The 24,254-nt window shown below is 69.0% G+C and carries 9 protein-coding genes and 1 pseudogene (1 of these 10 running past the window's edge); 1 reads left to right on the top strand and 9 read right to left on the bottom strand.

The genetic code is table 11. The features are described from left to right. From NQZ70_RS25865 to NQZ70_RS25900, 8 genes and pseudogenes are all read right to left on the bottom strand, one after another. On the bottom strand, window positions 1–2,765 hold the 5' end (the start) of the coding sequence (locus NQZ70_RS25865; protein WP_165374165.1) for a type I polyketide synthase. 19,009 nt of this gene lie to the left of the window's left edge; only the first 2,765 of its 21,774 coding nucleotides appear in the window; its start codon is at window positions 2,763–2,765; its stop codon lies off the left edge, out of view. Further along, complete coding sequence (locus NQZ70_RS25870; RefSeq protein WP_129576580.1) at window positions 2,762–8,266, bottom strand: type I polyketide synthase; 5,505 nt, start codon at window positions 8,264–8,266, stop codon at window positions 2,762–2,764. Before NQZ70_RS25870 ends, NQZ70_RS25865 begins: the two co-directional genes overlap by 4 nt. Window positions 8,267–8,412: 146 nt before the next feature. Continuing rightward, window positions 8,413–12,645 (bottom strand): non-ribosomal peptide synthetase, encoded by a 4,233-nt coding sequence (locus NQZ70_RS25875; RefSeq protein WP_129576581.1) that lies wholly within the window; start codon window positions 12,643–12,645, stop codon window positions 8,413–8,415. Then, window positions 12,642–16,907 (bottom strand): type I polyketide synthase, encoded by a 4,266-nt coding sequence (locus NQZ70_RS25880; protein WP_129576582.1) that lies wholly within the window; start codon window positions 16,905–16,907, stop codon window positions 12,642–12,644. Before NQZ70_RS25880 ends, NQZ70_RS25875 begins: the two co-directional genes overlap by 4 nt. A 496-nt stretch (window positions 16,908–17,403) precedes the next feature. Continuing rightward, window positions 17,404–17,916: an ATP-binding protein gene (locus tag NQZ70_RS25885; protein ID WP_129576583.1), complete on the bottom strand. Its 513-nt coding sequence runs from the start codon at window positions 17,914–17,916 to the stop codon at window positions 17,404–17,406. Beyond that, the gene (istA, locus tag NQZ70_RS25890; RefSeq protein WP_129576584.1) at window positions 17,913–19,400 is read right to left on the bottom strand and encodes an IS21 family transposase; all 1,488 of its coding nucleotides are present in this window, start codon (window positions 19,398–19,400) and stop codon (window positions 17,913–17,915) included. The genes NQZ70_RS25885 and istA overlap by 4 nt, the downstream gene beginning before the upstream one ends. 816 nt (window positions 19,401–20,216) lie before the next feature. After that, window positions 20,217–20,390: pseudogene (locus NQZ70_RS53420) on the bottom strand (cation transporter); the annotation flags it as partial. A gap of 205 nt (window positions 20,391–20,595) precedes the next feature. Further along, window positions 20,596–21,045 carry a hypothetical protein gene (locus NQZ70_RS25900; RefSeq protein WP_129576585.1) on the bottom strand — a complete coding sequence of 150 codons (450 nt, stop codon included), beginning with the start codon at window positions 21,043–21,045 and terminating at the stop codon, window positions 20,596–20,598. Window positions 21,046–21,481: 436 nt separating this feature from the next. Here NQZ70_RS25900 and NQZ70_RS25905 point away from each other — a divergent pair, with 436 nt between their 5' ends. Next, window positions 21,482–21,862 (top strand): sensory rhodopsin transducer, encoded by a 381-nt coding sequence (locus tag NQZ70_RS25905; protein ID WP_129576586.1) that lies wholly within the window; start codon window positions 21,482–21,484, stop codon window positions 21,860–21,862. 55 nt (window positions 21,863–21,917) lie between these two features. On the opposite strand, the gene NQZ70_RS25910 is transcribed toward NQZ70_RS25905, so the two are convergent. Further along, the gene (locus NQZ70_RS25910) at window positions 21,918–24,059 is read right to left on the bottom strand and encodes a cation:proton antiporter (protein ID WP_165374166.1); all 2,142 of its coding nucleotides are present in this window, start codon (window positions 24,057–24,059) and stop codon (window positions 21,918–21,920) included. Between the last annotated feature and the right edge of the window lie 195 nt (window positions 24,060–24,254).

Raw genomic sequence — 24,254 nt, forward strand, 5'->3', positions numbered from 1 at the left:
TCGGCGGCCGTGGCTCCGAGCCCTTCGGCCGGCGCCTCGATCCAGCATCGCTGGCGCTGCCACGGATAGGTCGGCAGCGGCACCCGCCGCCCAGCCGTGGGGAAGACGCCCGGCCAGCTGACCGAGCCGCCGGCGGCCCACAGCCCGCCCAGCGCCTCGAGCACCCCCGCAGCCTCCTCGCGCCCGGCGCGCAACGACGCCAGCAACGTCGGCTCCGCCTCCGGCAGGCAGGCTGGCAACAGGCCGAGCAGCGTCGGCTTCGGGCCCACTTCGAGGAACGTCCCCGCGCCGGCTTCGTGCAGCGCCTTCACCCCGTCCGCGAAGCGCACCGCCTCCCGCACGTGCCGCACCCAGTAGCCCGGCGCGCTCAGCTCGTCCGTGACCACCTTCCCGCTCAGGTTGCTCACCAGCGAAACGCTTGGCCGCCGGTACGTCACCGACGCCGCCACCCGCCCGAACTCCTCCAGCATCGGTTCCATCAGCGGCGAGTGGAACGCGTGCGAGACATGCAGCCGCTTGGTGCGCACGCCGCGCGCCGCGAACCCCGCCGCGATCGCCTGCACCGCTTGCTCCACGCCCGCGATCACCACCTGCTCCGGCCCATTGACCGCCGCGATCGACACCCACGCCGCGTGCGGCGCCACCGCCGCGGCCACCTCCGCCTCCGGCGCTCCGAGCGACACCATCGCGCCGCCCGCCGAGAGCCCCTGCATCAGCCGCCCGCGCGCCGCCACGAGCCTCACCCCATCTTCCAGCGAGAACACCCCCGCCACGCACGCCGCCACCAGCTCCCCGATGCTATGCCCAACCAGGAGCTCCGGCTCTACGCCCCACGACCGCCACAGCGCCGTCAGCGCGTACTCCACCGCGAAGAGCGCGGGCTGGGTGAACGCCGTCTGGTCGAGCAACAACGACTCGGCGCTCCCCGCCTCCGCCCACATCACCTCGCGCAGCGGGCGGTCCAGCTCCCGGTCGAACAGCGCCACGCACCGGTCGAACGCCTCTCGGAACGCTGGCCACGCCGCGCAAAGCCCCCGGCCCATGCCCGGCGTCTGCGCGCCCTGTCCGGTGAACAGGAACGCCAGCTTGCCGCGCGACGAGCTCGCGATGCAGCGCGCCGCCCCCGGCGGCGTCTGCCCCTGCGCCACGGCCGAAAGCGCCGCCAGCAGCCCCTCGCGCGAGGTCACCGCCACCGCGAGCCGGTGGTTCATCGCGCTGCGCGTCGTCGCCAGGCTGAACGCCACGTCCCCGAGCCCGAGCTCCGGGTGCATGTCCAGGTGCTCGCGCAGCCGCGCCGCCTGCGCGTCGAGCGCCCCCTCGCTCTTGCCCGACAGCACCAAAAGCTCCGCCGAGCGCTCCGGCGCGGCAGGCCCCAGCTCCACCGCCGGCGCCTCTTCCAGCACCACATGCGCGTTCGTTCCGCTCATCCCGAACGAGCTCACCCCCGCGAAGCGCGGACGGTCCGTGCGCGGCCACGGCACCGGCTCGGTCGCCAACGCGAGCGCGCTGCCCTCGAGCCGGATCCGCGGATTGAGCGTGCGGAAGTTGAGGTTTCTCGGGATGCGCTCGTGCGTCAGCGAAAGCGCTGCCTTGATCAGACCCGCTACGCCTGCCGCGGCCTCGAGATGGCCGATGTTGGTCTTCACCGCGCCCAGCACGCAGCGTGTGCCGTCGGAGCGCGCCGGCCCCACCGTCGCCCGCAGCGCCTCGACCTCGATGGGATCGCCCAGCGAGGTCCCTGTTCCGTGGGTCTCGACGTAATCGACGGCCCCAGCTTCGACGTGGGCGCTCCGCAGCGCCTCGCGCAAGACCGTCTCCTGAGCCAGCACGTTGGGCGCGGTCAACCCGGTCGACCGGCCATCATGGTTGATGGCCGAGCCCCGGATCAGCGCCCAGATGCGGTCGCCATCCCGCTGCGCGTCGGAGAGCCGTTTGAGGACGACCAGGCCACAGCCCTCGCCACGGACGAACCCGTTGGCCGAAGCATCGAAGGTCCGGCAACGACCATCGGGCGACAGCGCTTGCGTGCGCGCCGCGGCTTCCATCATGTCGGGGGAGAGGAGCGTGCTGACCCCTCCCGCCAACGCGAGATCGCTCTCTCCTGCGCGCAGGCTGCGGCAGGCGAGGTGAATCGCCACCAGCGATGACGAGCACGCCGTGTCGACGGTCAGGCAAGGTCCCTGCAACCCCAGCGTGTACGACAGCCGTCCGGCGGCGATGCTGAGCATGTTGCCGGTGGCGCTGTACGCGTCTCGCTCCTCGCGCGGCAGCCGAGCGACCGTGCGCGCGTAGTCCGCCGTGAAGGCGCCGACGAACACACCGGTGCGGCTCCCGTCGATGGACCGGGGCGGGATACCGGCGTCCTCGAGCCCCTCCCAAGCGACCTCCAGCAACAGACGATGCTGCGGGTCGAGCGATCGCGCCTCCCGAGGCGAGATGCCGAAGAACGCAGCATCGAAGCAATCTATCGGCTCGGTGAGCAGCCCCGCCCAGTGCGGCACGGCCTCGACGGGAGCGACACCTACCAGCGCCCAGCGCCTGTCGAGCGGCTGGACCGCGTCGCGCTCCGCGTCGAGCAGCTCCCAAAACGCTTCCGGAGCGTCCGCACCGCCAGGGAAGCGGCAGCCGATACCGACGATGGCGATCGGCTCGGTCCGTTCCAGCTCCGCCTGTGCGAGCCCAGCGAGCCGCTCCTCCAGCCGCTGAATGATGATGGCCGCTTGTTTCAGCGGATTCTGCTGTGCCGTAGGACCGCGAGTAGTCATGTAAGCGCCTTGAATTTTGCTGCGATCAACTGCGTCAGATCGTCCTGCGACATCTCCTCGATCTCGACAGCAGAATCGGCGGTGGTGTGCGGTGACTCCACAGGAGCGGCTTCGCATGCCTCCCGCGCCAGATGCCCGCTCAGCGCCGCCACCGTGGGATAGGTCCACAACAGCGTTGCCGGTACGGTGATGCCCAGCATGGCCTCGATGCGGTTGCGCAGCTCGAGCCCCATCAGCGAGTTCATGCCCAGGCTCGTGAGCGGGGCGTCCACCTCGATCTTGCCCTCGGGGAGGCGCAGCACCTGCGAGATCTGCGCGCGGAGGAGCGGCTCCAGGAGCGCGCTCCGCGCGCTCGGCTCGGCAACAGCGAGGCGGCGGAGCAGGTCCCCGTCCCCGGCTGGCCCGCCGGCGCTCGCGCGATGCGCCGTCACCAGGCGCGACAACATTCGCGAAGACGCCGCCGCGGGGTACAGCTCCACCCACAGCCGCGGGTTCACCGGCATTACCCCCACCTGCACGCGGCCGCTTTCGAGCAGCCGTGCCAGAGCGGACAGCCCCTCGTCGGGGGTGAGGCTCCGCATTCCGCGGGAGACCAGCCGCGCGCCGCGATCTTCCTGCGCGGCCGCCATGCCCACCTCCGCGAACAGGCCCCAGTCGACGCTCAACGCTGGCAGCCCCTGCGCCCTCCGGTGGTGCGCCAGAGCGTCGAGGAAGGTGTTGGCCGCGGCGTAGTTGCCCTGGCCCGGCGAGCCCAAAAGCCCTACTCCCGAAGCGTACAGCACGAAGAAGGAGAGCGGCGCTTCGCGCGTCAACGCGTGCAGGTGCAAGGCCCCCTGGACCTTGGGCGCCATCACCTTACGAAACCGCGCGGGAGTCTGCTGCATCAGCAGCCCGTCGTCCAAGATGCCGGCCGCATGGACGACGCCCCGCAGCGGCATCCCCGACGTGGTAACCTCGCGGAGGATCCGCTCGAGCTGCGCCCGATCGGCGACATCTGCCTTCGCCACGGTGACGCGCGCGCCGCGGGCCTCGAGCGCCGCGACGGCTGCCCGTTGCTCCACGCTCGCCGCGCCGGAGCGGCCCACAAGCACCAGGTGACCAGCGCCGCGCTCGGCCAGCCATCCGGCCACGCTCAGACCGAGCCCACCCAGACCGCCGGTCACGAGGTAGGTGCTGTCCGCGCGGATGGTGACGCCGGACTCGGCCGGAACGCAGCTCTCGATCCTCCCCCGGGGCCGGGTCTCGGGCTGCCGGCGGACGATCCGAGCGACGCATCGCTCGCCACCGCGCAACGCGACTTCCGCTTCGGCGTCGTCGGCCAGCAGCTCGGCCAGCAGGGCACCGAGCTCCCCATCGGGCCGGGCCGGATCGAGGTCGACCCGAGCGCAGCGCAGATCCGCGTGCTCCATGGCGATGACGCGGCCCAGCCCCAGCAGCGGTGCCTGTGTCACGGAGACGTCGCCGGTGCCGACGGCCTGTGCGCCGCGGGTCAGAAGCCACAATCGCGGGGCGTCTCGAAAGCCCATGCCGGCCAGGGCCTGCACGGTCCAGAGCACGCTGTCGCAGCCACGTACCAGCGCCGGATCGAGGGCATCGGGACTGACGTCGGCGCTCCGGGGCGCGTCCAATGCGCCTTGCGCCCCGAGCCCTGGGTCGAGCTCGCCACCCCCATCGAGGCTGCCGAGGTGCACCACCGCCGTCGGAGCCTGGCCGTCAAAGGCCTTTGCCAGGAGCGCGCGTACGCCGGCAGCGCTCGTGTTGCTCTCTGCCGCATGGACGACGGCATGGCCGCCGGCCTCCAGCATCGCGCGCAACGCGGCGCCGAGCCCACCGCCGCCGCCGAGGAGCAGCCACCGGCCCGCGTTGACCTTGGCTGTGCCGACCGCTGCGGGTTCCCACTCGAGCTCCAGGAACCAATCGTCTTCTTCGCGCCGGCGCCCCCCTCCCGGAAGCCGCTGCGCCACGAGCCCGCAGACTTCGGCGACCACTGCACCCGAGCTGTCGACCACCCAAAAGTCGGCGCCCTGCCGATCGGGGGTTTGGTGCCCATGGTTCACGACGCGCGCATGGCACCACAGCTCCCCCGAAGGCCGCTGCAAGAGCCGCAGCGAGCCCACTTCCACGGGCACCCACGGCGTCGCCTCGCCATCGCCGGCGAAGAGGCTGCCGACGATCTGGAAGCACGCGTCCAGCAGCGCAGGATGCAACCGATACTCCGCTGCCGAGCCGGCCGCGTCGGGCAGGCGTACCCGTCCCAGCGCCTCGCCTTCACCCCGCCATAGCTCAGCAATCCCCTGGAAGGCAGGGCCGTACTCCAGCCCCATCTCGGTCAGCTCCGCGTAGGTGGCCGCGGCGGGTATGCTGGCCTGGAGCCGCGCGCGCACAGCGGAAAGCGTAAGCCCAGCCGGGACCTCGGTGCGCTCCACCCGGAGCACCGCGCCGCGAGCGTGGACCCGGAAGGACGCGTGGCCAGCGCCCGGCGCCCGGCTCGCGATCTGGAACTGCAGCCGTCCCGACGGCTGCTCCGTCGTCACCACCTGGACCAACACCGCCGCGTCGCCCGCGAAGGCCAGCGCCTCGGCGAGCACCACGTCGGTTATCTGCAATGGGCCATCGCCCAAAGCCTCGGCCCCCGACGAAATCGCCATCTCCAGGTACGCCACGCCCGGAAACACGACCGCTCCCTGCACCCGGTGGTCGCCGAGCCACGGCAGCCGCTTGAGATCCAGCGTCGTCTCCCACAGCCGCGTGCTCGTCTGGGTCGACAGGGTCTGCATTTCACCGAGGAGCGGGTGACCGCCCGCACGCACGCCGCGGCGATCGCCCGCGGCGCTCTTGGCCGGCGCTTCGATCCAGTACCGCTCGCGCTGCCAGGGATAGGTCGGCAGCGGTACCCGCCGCCCCCCCGCGGGAAACAGCCGCCCCCAGGGTACAGGGTAGCCCTGCGCCCACAGCGCGCCCAGCGCCTCCAGCATCGCCGGGCGCTCGTCCTGCCCCCGCCGCAGCGAGCCCACCGCTGCGCCCGCCCGCTGGGCCGCGCGCCGCATCTCCTCGACCGAAGTCGTTAGGATCGGATGCGGGCTCATCTCCACGAACAGACCGTGGCCGCCTTGGAGCTGCGCCTGGACTACCTCGGCGAAGCGCACAGGCTGCCTGAGGTTGTTCATCCAGTAATTCGCTCCGAGCTCCGGGCCCGCTACCATGGCGCCCGTCACCGTCGAGCGCATCGGCACCGCAGCCGCACGCGGCCGGAGCCCGCCCAGCGCTGCCAAGAGGTCCTCGCGCAGCGGGTCGACCTGCGGGCTGTGGCTGGCGACATCCACCTTCACCCGACGGCAGAACACCCCCTTCGCGTTCAGGGACGACAGCACCTCGCCGATCGCTGCCGGCTCGCCCGAGAGCACCGTCGAGCGCGGGCTGTTGCTCACGGCCACGCTCACCCGATCCTCGTAGCCTCGGAGCGCTGCCTCGGCCTCGGCCAGCGACAGCTCGGTCACCGCCATCTCGCCCTGACCGCTGATGCGCCGGAGCAGCCGGCTGCGCCGGCAGATGATCGCCACCGCATCCTCGAGCGACAGCGCCCCGGCCACATGCGCGGCGGCTACCTCGCCCATGCTGTGGCCGATCACGACGTCGGGCGCGACACCCCACGACCGCCACAGCGCCGCAAATGCCACCGCGAGCGCGAACAGCACCGGCTGCACCACGTCGATGCGCTCGATCTGGGACGACCCTTCGTCGGCGGCGAGCTCGGCGAGCAGCGACCAACCAGCTTCGGCCTGGATGGCCCGGTCGCACGCCGAAAGCGCCGCGTGGAAGACGGGTTCCTCAGCCAGGAGCTGACGGCCCATACCGACCCACTGAGAGCCCTGGCCGGGAAAGACGAAGACCACCTTCGGCACGTTGCCTGGGGAGCAGCGGCCACGCACGGCGCCCGGCGGGGTCTGGCCTCGCGCCGCTGCGTCGAGCCCCTCTCGCAACGCCTCGCGCGACGGTGCCGCCACCGCGAGCCGGTGCTCCATGGGACTGCGCGTCGTCGCCAGGCTGAAGGCGACGTCGCCCAACGAAAGCCCCTGGTGCGCCTGCAGATGATCTCGTAGCCGTGCCGCCGCGGCATCCAGCGCCGCTGCGCTCTTGGCCGAGACGACGAAGAGCTCGGCAGAGCGCGCCGGCGCCGCGGCTGGAAGCTTCGCCGCGGGTGCTTCCTCCAGCACGACATGGGCGTTGGTGCCGCCGATCCCGAACGAGCTGACGCCGGCCCGCCGCGGAGTCGAGCCGGTATTCCAATCCTTAAGAGAGGTATTGACGTAGAACGGGCTGCTCGCGAAATCGATCGATGGGTTAGGAGACTCGAAGTTCAGGCTGGGCGGCAGCTGCCGGTGCTCCAGCGCCAAGACCGTCTTGATCAAACCGGCGATGCCAGCCGCCGATTCGAGGTGTCCGATGCCGGTCTTCACGGAGCCGATCGCGCAAGACCTCCGGGCCGAAGCGTCGCGATCGAACACCCGCCGCAACGCCGCCGTCTCGATGGCGTCTCCGAGCAGCGTGCCGGTCCCGTGGGTCTCGATGTATTGGATGGACCGGGCCTCGACCCCTGCCAGCGCCAGCGCCTCCATGATCGCTTGCGCCTGGCCTACCTCACTGGGCGCAGTGAACCCGATCTTCCTCGCTCCGTCGTTGTTTGTGGCAGACCCAAGGATGACCGCGCGGACGGGATCACCATCGGAGAGCGCCCGGTCCAGCGGCTTCAGGAGGACAACCCCGCAGCCGTTGCCCATGATCGTGCCGTTCGCCTTGGCGTCGAAGGCCCGGCAATGGCCGTCGGGAGAGAAGATGCCCCCCTCAGCATATACATAGCCAGCTCGATGGGGGATCCGGACGGTGATCCCGCCGGCCAGCGCCATGTCGCACTCGCGGTCCAGGAGGCTCATGCACGCCAAGTGAACCGCCACGAGCGAGGTGGAGCAGGCAGTTTGAACGGAGATGCTCGGCCCTCTCAGATTCAGCCTGTAGGAGACGTGGGTCGCGAGGTAATCCTTGTCGTTGCCGATCAACGTCTGAAACCAGCCGGGCCACCGCATCATCGCTGGGTGCTCGTGGAGGTTCGACGTCAAGTACGAGCTCATGTTGGCGCCGGCGTACACGCCGATAGAGCCCTCGTAAGCCGTCGGGTCGTATCCGGCGTTCTCCAGCGCCTCCCAGGCGCATTCCATGAAGATCCGGTGCTGCGGATCCATGAGCTCTGCCTCGCGCGGGCTGATGCCGAAGAAAGCAGCGTCGAACCGGTCGACATCTTCCAGCACGCTGCCCGCCCGGACGTAGCTCGGGTCCAGCACCAGCGCGGGGTCGACTCCGGACGCCGCGAGCTCCTGCTCGGAGAAGCGCTGCACGGCCTCCGTGCCGTCTCGAAGGTTCCTCCAGAATTCGTCCAGATCCCGCGCCCCCGGAAAACGGCCCGACATGCCGATGACTGCGATTGCGGAGGAATCTTGTTCTTCCATGAGCTCACCGTTCCTCAGCGCTCGAACAAAACGGCTCAACGCGCACACCCGCGACGCGCACCCGCGATCAGATCAGATGAATCCCAGGGTGACGCAGGCGGGCTTGCGGCTCATCGGCCCGCTCGGCCTGGTTTTGTTCGGCGCTCTTAGCTACGTCTCCTGCCCTTGCGCCGGGCCTCCACTCGGTCCTGCATGTTCGGCCGCTGATCTAGATCTTTCGAGTCTCGACGCAAACCGGATGCCAGCGAGCCGAGGTTCGGGTACTGGAACAACTCGGTGATGGCGATCTCCCTATCCAGCCTCTTCTGCAACAGGCTCCTCATGCGAACGATGTGAATCGATGTCGCACCAAGATCGACGAAGCTCTGCTGGAGCCCGACCACCTCCAGCCCGAGCACCTCCCGTACGACCGCGACGAGGATCTCCTCCAAGGCGTCCCGTGGCGCCGTGTGCTCCGAATGCCGCGGCGATGAGGTATCCTTCCGCTCGCGCAGGGCCTTACGATCGACCTTGCCGTTGGACGTCAGCGGCAACGCATCGAGCTCCACGAAGACTGTAGGCACCATATACTCGGGTAGTTTGGTCCTCAAGAAGTCGCGAAGGATATCGGCGAAGTGCTGATCGCGGCCAGGAGGGGCGCCGCGCGTCGTGACGCGCCTCGGTGAGGAATCCTGACCGAGCGTACAGACCTGGAACTGCCGCGGGTCTACCCGCCCACCCAGCATGCCGTGCACGTAAACGTCCGAACGCCGCAGGTCGAGAACCGGCCGAACCTGTTCAAAATTGAATTGACCCACCGGACAGACGCCGATGTTGCAGGAAGGCGCCTGCTCCATCAGGAGCTGCGCCATATATCCGGCCTCCAGCAGGCAGAATTCTCGTGACAACGATCCATACAGCGACTCGATGGCATCGATCCTGCCCACGAACAGGAGGCCGAACGCCGCTTCATCGAACACGTCGAAGTTTTGCGGAACGTGCGCTCCGCGCTCGATCCCGTGATCGGAGACCTTCAGCAAACGGTGCTCGAACGGGTGGTAATAATAGAAGCCCTCGTCCACGCCCTCGATGCGGCCGGATTTGGCGTACGCGTAGGTTTGCACCGGGTACGTGCTGCCCGCCGATGGATAACGGAATTTGGGAAGGGCCGCGCCGTCGGGCTCCACGCTGCTCAGGCAGCTCAGGAATCGGCCGAATTCAACAAATGGAATCGGGGCCTCGAGGAACGTTCGGACGCTACGGCGACGCGCGTAGACGTCCAGCCCCGCCTCCCGCGGAACCAGCCCGGTCAGATCGACGACGGGCTTTCCGTCCAGATCCCTCCGGAGTCCGTGTCGAGCGAGCTTGAACTGCACCCTCTCGCCGTCGCTCAAGCCGTCCGCTTCGGCGGCGTGTGCTCTCGCGTCGATCCGCTCGGTCTTGAGGCTCGCGTCCTGCTCGGCATCGCGTCTCCGTGTGCCTTCCGGGACCACATAGGCTAGAAGGAGCTTGTTCGCCGCGTCGTTCCCGACGGGCACAATCACCGCGTCGCGTACGTTCGGATGCGACTTGAGCGTTTCTTCGATTTCCCCGAGCTCAACGCGGTATCCGCGAAGCTTGATTTGGTTGTCCTCCCGCCCCATGAACTCGATGTTTCCATCGGGCAGGTAGCGGCCCAGATCGCCGGTCTTGTAAAGGCGCTCCCCGGTCTCGGGGTGCACGAGGAAGCTCTTACGCGTCTTCTCTTCATCGCGCCAGTAGCCCAGTGCCAGTCCGACCCCGCCAATGTAGAGTTGCCCCGGAACCCAGACCGGGCGCGGTTCGAGCGCCTCATCGAGCACGTGGAACCTCTGGTTGCGCAGCGGACGGCCGTAGGGGATGCTCGCCCACGATGGATCGACGTTCCTCACTGGGTACCCGATGGACCAGATCGACGCTTCGGTGGCCCCGCCCAGGCTGATCACCGACACGCCGGGCCTGATGGTCTGGAGCTCGCCAGGCAGGCCCACCGGGATCCAGTCGCCGCTCAGCAGCGAAAGCCGCAGAGACCTAGCGAGCGAATCGGGGCGACCCTCGGAATGCTCGACGAGCATCCGCATCAGCGCCGGCACCGAGTTCCACACCGTCACCTTCTCTCGTTCGATCAACGCTGCCCAATGCGCCGGATCGCGCAGCTTGGACGCGTCCGGCACCACGATCGTACCGCCCGCCGCCAGGATCCCGAACACATCATAGACCGAGAGATCGAAGCTCAGCGAGGAGAGCGCCAGCACTCTGTCTCCGGGCCCTATTTCGAAGCGCTCGTTGATGTCCAGGATGGTGTTGACGGCACCCCGATGATCGATCATCACCCCCTTGGGCAACCCTGTGGATCCCGAGGTGTAGATGACATACGCGAGATCCGAAGGTGTCTGAATTGGCATCATCGGAAGCTGGTCGCCGTCGCCTTCGACGCCGGCCTCGCTCACGAGCAGCCGCTGGATCCCCGGCGGCCATGACAGTTTGCCATCCAGCCATGGCTGCGTCAGCACGAGCTTTACCTCACCATGATCGAGGAGGTAGTGGATACGCTCCGCCGGTAGGTCGGCATCGATCGGCACGTAGGCCGCGCCTGACTCGAGCACCGCGAGAACCGCGACAACCTGCTCCCAGCCTTTCTCCATCACCACCGCGACCAATGTGTTCGGGCGTGCCCCCTGCTCGCGCAGCCGCGCGCCGAGTCGCCGCGAACGGCGCGAAAGCTCTTCGTACGTGAGCGTCTTGCGCGCCGACACCACGGCGAGCTGCATAGGCAGCTGCTCGACCCGCGCCGCGAACAGGCCGTGCAGCGTATCCTCGCTCAGCAGCGCGTTGGTCGCGTTTGCGCTCGCCCGCGCTTCTAGCTGGGCAGGCGGAAGCGAACAGCGCATCTGTTCACTCCATGGTTCCTCAGTGAGCCGCCGGAGAAAAACGACGTACGCTTCGAGCATGTCGTCCAGAAGGTCGGGCGGGAACACTCCGTCGACGATGTCCCACGCGAGGACGAGGTCCCCATCGTGCTCGTAGAGCTGATGATCCAGCAGCAGCTGAGGAGTCTGCGTGCTGGTGTACACCGGAGTTCCGAGCCTCTGCAACGAGGTGACACCAACGACTTGCTGGTTGAGCGCGCTCGTGAGCACCACGGGGAACAATGCGCCTCGTTGGATCCCCAGGACCCGGGCGGCCTCTCGCTGGACCTCGATACCGCTTACATCGCAGTGATCCATCGCTTCCCACAGCTGCTCTTGAATACGCTTGGCGCGCTGTTCGAAGCTCTTGTCGCGAGTGGTGTCGATGTCCAGGAGGACCATCGACGTGAAGTCCCCGGTGATATCGTTCACGCGCGGATGGACGGGGAGCCGGTTGAAGAGCGTTATGTTGAGCGTAAACCGGGGGCTCGCGCTCCAGCGCCCGATCACCTCGGAAAATGCAGCCAGAATGACGCCCGTCGGGGTCAGCCCGCGCTCCCCGACACGCTGCTTCAATCGACTCCAGGAGTCCGACGGCAGCCATTGCTCCGTGTGCCGGAAGCGGATCTCCTTCAAGGTAGATGGATCGGCCTTCATCGGAAGCATCGGCGGAGGTGGGAGCTCGGCGATGCGCCGCTTCCAGTAATCCATCGATCGTTGATGCGCCTCAGACTTCTTGCGAGACTCCAGCGCGAGTACATAGTCGCGGTACGAGAGCTCCAGGACAGGGAGAGAGGTCTCGGGATCTTCGTAGAAGCTGAGCCAATCCTTGAAGATGATGGACAGGCTGCCTAGGTCAACGTTAATGAGATCGATACTGAGCACGAGACGGGTTTGCCGCTCGTCCAGCCGAACGGCGACGACGTGATAGAGCGGAGGGCGCTCGGTGTCATAGATGCGGTGCGACATCGCATCTCGCAACGATACGAGCCTCGCTTCCCGTGTGCTCCGGTCGAGCCCGCGCAGATCGATGATCTCGATGTCGGCGTCGACTTTAGGCTCGATCACCTGCATCATGTCGGGCAGCGTGTGGGCCCGAAGCATGTCGTGCCGCGCGACGACTTTCCGAAAGGCGCGGCTCAGCCTCGCCACGTCGAGATCCGTACAGTCGTATTCGCGATAGGCGTGGATCCCGCTGGGGACCGTAAACGCTCCTGTCCGACCCAGCCAGTAGGATCCTTGGATGTCTGTGAGAGGAAACGGAAAGTGCCGCTCGGCTGGGGCGGGCACGATGGACTCTGCGGGGAGTCTCTGACGGAGCATCGTCAGGATCGTGCTTTTGTGCTCGGAGATTCGAGCGAGCAGGTTCGGGTTCAGGGCGTTCTTGGGGGCCTGTATCTGGAGGCGCTCCCCATCGGCCGCCAGCTTGATACCCTGGTGCTCGAGCTCGTTCAGAAGCTGATTGATCGTCATAGGGCAATGATTTCCCAGTCTTGATCTGCGCCCGATGAGACGAAGTCGCTTTGCACGCCTGCCCGTAGGTTCTCCGCCGCCACCCGCTCCAAGGAGAGAGCTGTGGCGAGAGCATCCAACAGGTTTTGGGTCAACAAGGCGATATTGGGGGACGTGGACAGGAACGTCGTCGACAGCTTCAGCTTGAGGCTCGCCTCGATACGATTGCGCAGCTCCACGGCCATGAGCGAGTCCATGCCGAGGCGGGTGAACAGCGCCGCCGCGCCGATCTTGATTTCGGGCGTGCGCAGCACCTGCGAGACCTGCGTACGGAGGAACGCCTCCAGCGCCGCCGCGCGCGCGGCCGGCGCAGCTGACGCGAGCCTGTCGAGCAGATCCCGATCCCCGGTGGACGGGCCGGCGCCTGCGTGGGTCGGAATACGGATCTGGACCTCCGGGTCACCCAGCGTGAGTACGAGCTTCCCAAGATGCTGCGCCTGCGCCATGCTCCGGAACGCATCGGCGACACGAGCGATCGGGAGCGTCGCGATGGGGGGAGGGGTGAACACGCCTGCCGCGATCAGGCCGAGGAGCTCCTCGAAGAGCGCACGGACCCGCGCCGGCCGCTCGAGCATCATCCCCCGGAGATCCACCAGCGAGAAGGAGAGATTGCGCAGGAACGGCCGCAGCCCGAGCTGGTTATCCGCGTAACAGTCGCGCTTGCCGAGCTCCACAAACCGGCCGTGCGATCGCAGGAGATTGAAACTCTTGTCGATCAGCTCGCCCGAAAGCGAGTTGAGCACGACGTCTACTCCCTCGCCGCCCGTCCACGCGCGCACGTCGGCGACGAACCGGTCCGAGCGGGAATCGCTCACATACCGCACGCCCAGCGACTCCAGGTAGGCGCGCTTCTCGGGCGTGCCGGCCGTCGCATGGACCTCGGCTCCGACGTGCTGCGCCCACTGCACCGCGCCGAGACCTACCCCGCCGGTCGCCGCGTGGATCAGCACCCGCTCCCCCGGCTGGAGGCGGGCTATTCCGTCGAGCGCGTACCATGCCGTCAGGTACGCGGCGGGCATGGCGGCCGCCTCGGTCGCCGAGAGCGCCTGAGGCCGAGGCAGCACCAGCGCAGCCGACGTGGTGACGTGGGTAGCAAACGCTCCCGCCGAAAGGGCGATGACCGGTTGGCCCACCACAAGGCCGTTCACGCCCTCGCCCACGGCGACGATGCGCCCGGCGCACTCGCCTCCGAGCAGCAGCGGAGGGTTGGGCTTTCCCGGCAGGTCGTCGGGCACCATGCCCAGCGCGAGCTGGACATCATTGAAGCTGAGCCCCGCCGCGTCGACGGCGATCTCGACCTCGCCCAGACCAGGGGCGCGCCGCTCCGCGACCCGAAGCACCAGGTGATCGAGCACGCCTGGCTCATCGATCTCGAGCCGGAACGGACGGTCGCCGGCGGCCTCGACCTTCTCCCGGCGTCCGCTCTCGGGCGGCGGATGGTCGAGCCGAGCGCTGCGCCGGTCGCCGCCGCGCACCGCGCCCCCCTTCTCGACCTCGTCGTGACCCGCTCCCGGAGCACGGCGGTCGCCACGCGCCGCGTCGTCGGCTTTCGTATCGATCCAGTAGCGCTCGCGCTGCCAAGGGTACGTGGGCAGCGGCACCCGCCGCCCCCCTGAGGGGAAGAGGCCGGCCCAGGAGACCAGGCCACCGACGGCCCAGAGCCCGCCGAGCGCCTCGAGCACGGTCGCTGGCTCGTCACGCCCAGCGCGCGACGATGCGAGCAGCGCCGGCCGGGCGTCCGGCAGGCAGGCAGGCACCAGGCCGAGCAGCGTCGATTTCGGACCGACCTCGACGAAGGTGCCCGCACCGGCCGCGTGCAGCGCCTTCACTCCATCCGCGAAGCGCACCACCTCTCGCGCGTGGCGCACCCAATAGCCCGGCGAGCTCACCTCGTCCGTGCCAGCCTTCCCGCTCAGATTGCTGACCAGGACGATCGACGGCCGCCGGTAGCTCACCGACTCGGCCACACGCCCGAACGCCTCCAGCATCGGGGCCATGAGCGGTGAGTGGAACGCATGCGAGACGTGGAGCGCCTTGGTTCGCGCCCCGCGCGCGGCCATCGCCGCCGCGATCGCATGCACGGGTTGCCCGGCGCCCGCGATGACCACCTGGTCCGGACCGTTGACCGCGGCGATCGACACCGACGCTGCGTGCGGCGCCACCGCAGCAGCCACATCGGCCTCCGGCGCCGCGATCGACACCATCGCCCCGCCGGCCGGCAGCGCCTGCATCAGGCGCCCGCGCGCAGCCACCAGGAACACCGCGTCCTCAAGCGAGAACACGCCCGCCACGCAGGCAGCCACCAGCTCACCGATGCTATGGCCAGCGACCAACTCCGGCTCTACGCCCCACGACCGCCACAGCGCTGCGAGCGCATACTCGAAGGTGAACAGCGCCGGCTGGGTGAAGGCTGTCTGGTCGAGCAGCGCGGCGTCGACGCTGGCCGGTTCGGCCCACATCACCTCGCGGAGCGGCCGGTCGAGCTCCTGGTTGAACAGCCTCACGCACAGGTCGAACGCCTCGCGGAACGCGGGCCATACATCGTACAGCCCACGGCCCATGCCCAGCGTCTGCGCCCCCTGTCCGGTGAAGAGAAAGGCGAGCTTGCCGCGTGAGGAATCGGCGATACCGCGCACCACACCGGGCGGCGTCTGTCCCTGCGCCGCAGCGTCCAGGGCTGCCCGCAGCCCCTCGCTCGACGTCGCCGCCACCGCGAGCCGGTGCTCCATCGCGCTGCGCGTCGTCGCCAGGCTGAACGCCACATCGCCCAGACACTGCGAAGGGTTGGTCTCCAGATGGTCGCGCAGCCGCGCCGCGTGTGCATCCAGGGCTGCCGCGGTCCTTGCCGACAGCACCAGCAGCTCTGCCGGCCGCTCCGGCGCCGGCGGTGTGCACGTCGCCGCCGGCGCCTCTTCCAGCACCACGTGCGCGTTGGTCCCGCTCATGCCGAACGAGCTCACCCCCGCCCGTCGCGGCGTATTCCAGTCCGGCCACGGTGTCCGGGCGCGCGTGACGGTCAGCCGAAGATCACCCCATGAGATCCGGGGGTTCAGCGCCTGCGCGTGGAGGTGCGCAGGAATCTGCCCGTGCTGAAGGGACAAGACGACCTTCAGCAGCCCAGTGATCCCCGACGCATACTCAGGATGGCCAAGGTTGGTCTTCACCGACCCGATCAGCAGCGGCGCGGCGACGTCTCGCCCGAGGCCGTATACCGCATTCAGAGCTTGGATTTCGATGGGGTCACCAAGCGTCGTGCCCGTGCCGTGTGCCTCGACATAACCCACCGAAGACGCGGCGCAGCCTGCGTCCGCCAGGGCCCGTTTCAGCACGATTTCTTGGGAGCTCCCGTTCGGCACGGTCAAACCGCTGCTCGCTCCGTCGTGATTGATCGCGGATCCTCGAATCACCGCCAATATCCGATCGCCGTCCGCGCGGGCTCCACTGAGCCGCTTGAGGACCACGACGACGCACCCTTCGCCTCGTCCGAACCCATCGGCCTCCGACGAAAACGCCTTGCAGCGACCGTCCGTGGCCAGCGCGCGGGTCTTCGAGAGCCACACGAGGGTGCTCGGCGACAACATCAGCGATACCCCACCAGCCAGGGCCGTGGAGCATTCCCCGGAGCGCAAGCTCTGACAGGCCAGATGAACGGCCACGAGCGAGGACGAATAGGCCGTATCCACCGCGACACACGGCCCTCGCAGCCCGAGGACATACGAGATTCGGCCCGCTCCGACGCTGGGCATCGTCCCCAGCCCGCCGTGAGCGTCGATCTCTGCGGACGCCGCCGCTCGCGGCAGCGCGGCCTCATATTCGGACGGGCCGATCCCGATGAACACTCCCGTTTCCGTACCGACGAGCGCCGATGGAGCGATCGCGGCGTTCTCCAGCGCCTCCCAGCACACCTCCAGCAAGAGTCGATGTGCAGGGTCCATCCGCAGCGCTTCGCGAGGCGAGATGCCGAAGAAGGAGGCGTCGAAGCAGGCTACGTCGCTCAGGAAAGATGCGCGCGTAACGGGCGTCTTCCCCGGGGCATCGGGGTCCGGATCAAACCACGCTGCTGCATCCCAGCGTTCGGCGGGGACTTGCCCGACGGTGTCGCGCGAGCCCTCGAGGAGCGTCCAGAACCCGCTCAGATCGATCACGCCACCGGGCAGACGGCAGCCCGCTCCGACGATCGCAATCGGATCTTCGGCTGCGCGCTCGATGGGCCGATCCGCCACGACGGGCACATCCTCAGCGGCTGACCCGCTCGCGGACGTCGATCGTCCTCCGGTCGAGCCCCAGGTTCTTCGCTCACTGCAAAAGAACTGTCTCACTCGGTCTAATCCCTTTGAGCAGAGTCTCAAAAAAATGGATGGGAATTAGCTCGCCCCGATCAGGCTTCCTGAGGAACCAGAGACCAAGCCCCCTCAGAAAGCTTGAAAGTTATCCGAGAGAATTCGCTCGAGGTGCGGAAGACGTAACGTAAGGCAGATCACTAGCACAGCTTACGATCTATGACAAATTTTTCTTTTACGCTCGGGAATTGACGGGGAGATCGCGCGATATCGTCGACCCCGGCCAGCCCCTCAAGGGGCCATTCCCATGACATTGCTGGGCAGTTACGACGACGTTTCCGCGCCATGTCGTCCACGCCGTGAGCACGGTCTCGATCCGCCTGTAGATGATCTCGGCAACACGCGGGATTTCGGTGAAGTTCACCGGTGAAAATGCCGCTCAGTGCTTCTCGGTGCGGCGCTGCTTGGTGCGGGTGGCGTTGAGCTCCTTGGCTTCCTTCAGCCGGTAGCTCTCGGCCTCGATCTCGATCACCTCGGCGCGGTGCACGAGCCGGTCGACGAGCGTGACGACGCACGCGGCGTGCGGGAAGACCTGGCCCCAGTCGGCGAATGCCTTGTTCGTGCTGAGCAAGAGCGGCTTCTGCGCGTCGTAGCGACGGGTGACGACCTCGAAGAGCAGGTCCGCGTAGCGGCTATCGTAGAGGTCGTCAACGGCCTCGCGATCGATCTTCTTGGGCCAGGACGAGTCGAAGTCGGTCATGGGCTTGAAGGCGGCGACGCGGGAGTTCTTCAGGCGGCGTTCGAGGCTGCGCTTGTGGCGCTCGCGCTCCTCGATGGCGAGCACCTCGCGAAGCCAGGGCTTGTCGGCGAGCTGCTCCCAGCAGGCGAGCAGGCCGAAGAGGCCGAGGCTCTTGAGCCGGTCTTTGGTCTCGGTGGGCGTCAGGTCGGTCATGGCGTCGGGTCCTTCTTCAGGGCGTCGTAGGTGGCGAGGGAATGCGGCGTGACGACGAGGGCGGCGTGCTCGCCGCGGGTGACGGGGATTGAGACTGGAGGCGGCAGGTGGCGCTCGGAGCGGCGGCGGTCGATCACCTGGCGGACGGCACCGATGTGGATGGTGTCGCGCTCAAGCACCTCGACCAGGGCCTCTTCGAGCTCGGCGGCGCCCACGGCGTCGAGCAGTTGCAGAAGCCGGGCGATCGCGCTGCCGACGTTATCGCCGCGCTCGGCGACGATGCGCAGGAATGCCTGGCTGCTGCGGGCGGCGCGCGCGAGGCGATCAAGGCCGCGGTGCTCGCGGGCGCGGCGCTTCTCGTCGACCAGGCGCTGGAGGTGCTCGGGCTGCTCGATCTGCTGGCCGCGGTCCCACGAACGGACGTGGGTCGCGACGATCTGGTTGCCGTCGGCGATGCGTACCTGACTGAGGTCGGCGAGGACGACCAGCGTGCGGCGCGTCCGGTCGTGGGGGACCGAGTAGTCGTTGAGATCGAAGCGCGCGTAGGGGGTCTTTCCGACCTCGACCTCGACGCGCTCGTGGTCCGGAAACGGTGTGTCAGGGTGTCGCAGCAGCACGCTGCGCTCGTCGTCGAAGGCCTGACGCACGGTGCGGGCGCGGTCCTCGACCCAGGAGCGATCGAGCGCCGCGGAGCTGGTCCACTCGGTCGCTTGGCGGTTGAGGTCTCCGAGGTCGGCGTAGGCCCGGGCCTCGAAGAAGCCCTCGCGGACGTAGCGGATGGCGCGCTCGACGCGGCCCTTCTCGTTGCCGCGGGCGACGGCGACGGGGCGCGGCTCGAAGCGGTAATCCGCCGACAGAGCCAGCAGCGTGGGGTGGAACCGGATCGCGTCGCCGTGGCGCTCGACGACGGCGCTCTTGAGGTTGTCGTAGAGCAGCACGCGCGGGACGCCGCCGAAGTCGGCAAACGCCTCGACGTGCCCGCGCACGAAGAAGGGCATGGCCGCGCCGGGGAAGAAGCGCAGGAAGATCCGCCGCGAGTAACTGAGCACCATGACGAAGGCCCAGAGCGGATGCAGTGCCCGGCCGACAGCCAGCTTGCCGAAGTGCGCCCAGTCGACCTGCGCTTGCTCGCCGGGGAGCGTGCGCAGCCGCTGGAACGCTTCCGCCGGCTTCTTGGGGCGGAGACGGCCGATCACCCGGCGCAGATGATCGGGACCGCCCGGATAGCCGCGCTCCTTCAGCATGACAAAGAGGCGACTGGAGCGCAGCGAGGGATACTTGCCGAGCTGCTCGACGATGAAGTGCACGAAGGGATCGACCATGGACGGGCGCGGCGCGACGGCCTTCGGGTCGACGCCCGCTTGTCCGAGCACGCGCTGCACGGTGGTGTGGTGCAACCCGAGCTGGCCGGCGATGGTGCCGATGGGCCACTTCTCGCCGTGGTAGAGGCGCAGGATCTCCGCCTCCTTCTCTTTGGTGATCACCGCCCCCTCCCGTCACGGCGCAGGCCCTCGTGGGACGCGGGGAGCGCGTCGGTGAAGAGCTGGCCGCGCGCGTCGCTCACGCAGAGCCCAGGGCGAGAGCCGCGCTCCGCAGAGCGAGCAGCGGCTGACATCTCGGAACCGAGCATCATGGTCGTCCTTTCGGCCGGAGGAGAGCTCCGGCGCGAACCGGGACGTCGACGCGGCCGCGGCTTGCGTCACCTCGTGATGCGTCACTTTCTGCGCGGAGAACTTGTCCCGCTGCCGGTCGCGGTAGCGGGCCTGACGAGCGGCCTGGAGGCGGCGAGCGCGAGGCCGGGTCCGGTAGGCGGCGCCGGCGCGACGGAGCGACTCACGGCGCCGGAGCGGGCGGCAGTCGAGGCAGAGGCGCTGGCCGCGGTCGCAGCGACGGCAGAGGCGAAGCTGGACGCGGCAGCCGGAGCAGAGGGCGAGGCGATAGACGGACGAAGGCAACAGGCTCCATGCCGCTGTTTTCTGGACCTGGAGCCCGGCTTGTGGTGGAGGTGGGGGACTCCGAAGGCGGAGCTCCAGAAGGCTCGAGGGTGGCAGCCCTCGGGCCTTCGACTTTTCGGCGGGCGCAACGTCTACGCCGCGGAGGCGAGCGCGGCCCAGATTGGCGCGGGGGCCGGCGGTGAACGGTGAACGCCGGCGATCACCTCGCCGCGGTCTTCACCGATCGGACGCGGAACGCGAGGATCACCGACACTTCACGTCGGGTCGCTCGCTCCGTATCCGGGTCTCGATGCGCTCGATCGCCTCCGCCACCCCGGAAGCCGTGAGCGCGGCGTCGAACTCGATGCGCATCACGCCGAGCAGGTGGAGGAGCCCGTCCGCGGTATCGACGAGGGAGTGCACGCCCTCGGAGAGCGTCGCCGAGCTGCCGGTCACGGCGGCGGCGATGAACTTGACCGCCGCGATCGCCACGTTGGCTGCGATGGCACCAAAGATCGCGATCCTCGATTCTCTCTCCATGCTCCGCCGATCCTTCCAGCGATGCGCAGGCCGCGCCAGGACGCTCGCCTGTCGCGCGCGTGGAGCCGCGCCGGCACGGCGGTTGCTTGGACGCGGCCGTCGCTGCGCGGCCGTCGCTGGAGGAGTGCGCAGGGGTGATGGGGAAGGCCATCGAGGCAGGGCCCTGGGGCCTGCTGGCGGGCTCAGCGCTGCTGATAGCGCGATGTCACCCGACAGACGTCGGCCCGATGACGGCGGCAGACGATGGCGACTGAGGGCTGCTCTGCTTCTCGGCGGTGATGAGCAGCTCGAAGTTGGCATACGGCACGGTCGTCTCGGCCAGCTTGCCTCTTCGGCTGTCAGCATTGTAGTCGAGCACTCCGACCCGTCGCCACGGGGACTCGGAGCTCGGACGCTGCCTGACGACGAACCGCTCGCCGCCGGCCTCGATCCGCTCGGGCGGCGAGAGGTGAACGACGTCCACCGCCAGCCGCGTGGTCGCGGCGTCAGGGTCGACGTCGGCGGCGACGTGCGCACCGGCGCCGGGCGCGAGCCGCGTGCCCTGCACGGTTTTCTCGCTCGGGCCGCCGCAGCCGGCGAGCGCCATGCTCGCGAGGAGACCGAGCGTGAGCCCTATCCGGCGGCCGAATCGTCGGCCCGTGTCAACGTGTTTCATCTCCCCACCTCGATCGCCTCTCTGCTCCACGGCGGACCCACTGTCCCTCTGGGCCTCGCGTCCGGACTGGCCGGTGCCACAGCCGCCCGGCCGTGTCGTCGCGGTTTGAGCAAGCGTCGTGCCGCGGTGGGATGTGAATCTTGGGGTGGCGGTGACGCGAGGACGACCATGACCGCGCAGCGCTCACGCCGCCCTGCCGAGGCGCCGGCGGACGTCGTGATGTCACGATCGGGATCAGACGCGGGGCGGCCTCGTCGCGCCGGCATCACGTGTCCGGTCGCGTGCTTTCAAAGCCCGTCGGCGGTCAGCACGCCGGTCGGCAGGGAGCGCTCGGCGAGGATTTTCAGCCATGGATCCCCGAGCGCGTCGAGCGAAGAGGCCATCGCTCCTGGACAGCAGAGGGAGGAAGCCAAAGAGGAACCAGGAGGGAGGACACATGGACAAGCCGATCGGGCGGACGCGCTGGGCAATCGCAGAGGGCTACATCCCAGGCCGGAGCAACGGACCTGAGCCGCAGATGACGAGCCATGAGACGGCCTGCCTGTTGAATGCATCGGACCGGGACGCGCAGGTCGCCATCACCGTCTACTTCAGCGACCGCGACCCCGCCGGGCCTTACCGGGTGACCGTTCCAGCGAGGCGCACCCGGCACGTCCGGTTCAACGATCTGACCGAACCCGAGCCGATCCCGCGCGATACGGACTATGCCAGCGTGATCGAATCGGACGTTCCCATCGTCGTGCAGCATACCCGGCTCGACTCGCGTCAGGCGGAGAACGCGCTGCTCAGCACGATCGCCTACACGGACCGGGAGTGACGATCGTCGGCAGAGCCGGGCGCTCGCTTCCTCACGGGCGAGCGCAGTGGAAGCCTCACCTCACCTGCTCTCGAGTTCCTCCGTGCGCGACGAGCAACGCGACCGGCACCCGGCTCCGGACCACCACCGACTCGACCGTGCTCCCGAGGTAGAGCCGGCCGAGCGGCCCATGGTCGTAGCATCCGAGCACGAGCAGATCGTAGGTAGCGCGCGCGAGCTCCCGCGCTATCTCGTCGCTCGGACGCGCGCCCACGTGCACGCGCGACGAGACGCGCACGCCGAGCCGGCGCCCCCGGAACACCGCCTCTTCGACGACGCTCCGCGCCACCGCGCGCACCCGGGATGGCTCGCGATCGCGCCAGACGACCGCGCCCGGATCGGTCTGCGCGCTGCTGAGCAGCACGAGCTCGGCGTCCCACGCCAGCGCCACGTGGGCCGCGAGATCGGCGGCGGCGAAGGAGTACTCGAGGCCGATGATCGGGACGAGGATCCGCCGCGCGGAGGCGCGCTCCGCCGCCGGAGGGTCGCCCACCACGACGAGCACGTTGGACTCGGCCCGCTGGACGATCGCGTCCTGCAGGCGGCCAAACGACATTCCGCGCCCGCGCGCCGGCGATCGCGCGCCGATCACGAGCAGATCGTGATCCCCCGAGGCGCGCAGGATCGCCTGGAGCGAGCCGCGCAGCTCGCGCCTTTGCCGCCAGATGCCGACGCGGAGGCGCGCGCCGAGCCTCGCGAGCCCCCGGCTCGCCTCCCCCGCGGCGCGCGATGGGCCGGGCGCCTGCTGCTCCACGGAGAGCTCCGTGATGTCGACCGTCTCGCCGAGCTTTCGCTTGGCGGCGACGATGCTCTCCACGATGTCCGTGGCGAACCCGGGCAGGGCATGCGCCACGATGGGGACGAGGATGCGCTCGACCCCGGGGATGTACGCGCGCCGCGCGGCCTCCTCGCGCTCGAGGCGAGCCGACTCCTCCTGCGTCGGAGGCGCCCTTTTCTCGAGCCAGATGAGGAGCGCGGGTGAGACGGTCACCGTGACCAGCGCGACGACGGCGTACATCGTATAAGCCTCGTTGGAGAGGAGCCCGAGCTCGACGCCGACGATCGCGACGATGAGGTCCGTGCCGCCCTTCATGTTCAGGCCCACCGCCACGAGCGCCGCCTCGCTGCTCCTGAGCCCGCCGAGCCGCGCGCCGAGCGCGGCGGGGACGACCTTCGCCGCCGTCGCGATCGCCAGCAGCAACGCGACCGTCCCCCACGCCGCCGGCGTGCGCAGCTGCGACACGTCGACGCGCATGCCCGCGAGGACGAAGAACACAGGCGCGAAGAGGCCGGCCACGAGCGTCTGCACGCCGTCGAGGAGAGGGCGATTGGTGCGAGGAGCGTTGTTGAGCAGCACGCCGAGCGCGAACGCGCCGAGCAGCGGGTGCAGGCCGAGCCGCTGCGTCAGCGCCGCGGCCAGGAACGTGAGGACGAGGACGAGCGACACCTGTCCCTTGGAGACGCGCGTCGCGTCGGCCACCCAGCGCATCGCGAGGTGGGTGAGCCGCCGCCCGACGAGCACCATGAACAGCAAGAATCCGCTCGCCAAGAGCGCGCTCCGGGCGACCGCCAGCGCGGGCGACGCGCCGTAGCTCGACGACGTCATCGCGACGAGCACCCAGGCAGCGACCTCGCTGACCACCCCCGCCGCGAGCGTCACCTGCGCATAGCTGCGGCGCATCGACTCGCGCTCGATCAGCACCTTCGCGATCACGCTGACCGCCGTCACCGAGAGCACGATCCCGAGGAAGAGGCCGCTCGGGAGGGGCCGATCGAGCACGAGCGCCGAGAAGGCGGCGCCCGCCGCGAGCGGGGGCGCGATCGCGCCGAGCGCCGAGAGCGCCCCGGGGCGCGCCTCCTTGCGCAGGATGCCCACGTCGACCTCGATGCCCGCCATCAGCAGCAGGAGGAGCGCGCCTATCCAGGAGATGCCCGAGAGCACGACCCCGACCGCCGGATCCTGGAAGAGGGCTCGATGGAACCCGGGCGCGAGCGCGCCGACGACGGAGGGGCCCAGCACGACGCCGCCGAAGAGCTCCCCGAGCACCTCGGGCTGGCGCAGCCGCCGCGCGAGCTCGCCGGAGGCGCGCGCGGTCACGAGGATGAGCGCGAGGGTGACGAGCGAGAGCAGGACCTGCCGCTCGGTAAGGCCGTGCATCAGGGTGGGTGGCTCCTCGGTGTGGGTGCAGGCCGGGCATGGCAAGCGGCGTGCTGAGCGCGGGCGAGCGAGGGCTACTCGTCCAGGGCGGGCATCCGAGCGGACGGCCAGGCGGAGCAACGCCCGGCGGCGATCGTGACGGGGCACCGATGATTTTTTCGGGCGCGGGCAGTCAGTGCTCTCGGCAGGGGCAGG

It is taken from the genome of Sorangium sp. So ce836 (genome assembly GCF_028553905.1).
In the GTDB taxonomy this organism is placed as follows: Bacteria; Myxococcota_A; Polyangia; order Polyangiales; family Polyangiaceae; genus Sorangium; species Sorangium cellulosum_D.

Bases quoted from the DNA above. Each gene is read 5' to 3' on its own strand.
- NQZ70_RS25870 (WP_129576580.1), bottom strand. From the start codon at position 8,266: ATGGAAGAACAAGATTCCTCCGCAATCGCAGTCATCGGCATGTCGGGC.
- NQZ70_RS25875 (WP_129576581.1), bottom strand. From the start codon at position 12,645: ATGACGATCAATCAGCTTCTGAACGAGCTCGAGCACCAGGGTATCAAG.
- NQZ70_RS25885 (WP_129576583.1), bottom strand. From the start codon at position 17,916: ATGACCGACCTGACGCCCACCGAGACCAAAGACCGGCTCAAGAGCCTC.
- NQZ70_RS25900 (WP_129576585.1), bottom strand. From the start codon at position 21,045: ATGAAACACGTTGACACGGGCCGACGATTCGGCCGCCGGATAGGGCTC.
- NQZ70_RS25905 (WP_129576586.1), top strand. From the start codon at position 21,482: ATGGACAAGCCGATCGGGCGGACGCGCTGGGCAATCGCAGAGGGCTAC.
- NQZ70_RS25910 (WP_165374166.1), bottom strand. From the start codon at position 24,059: ATGCACGGCCTTACCGAGCGGCAGGTCCTGCTCTCGCTCGTCACCCTC.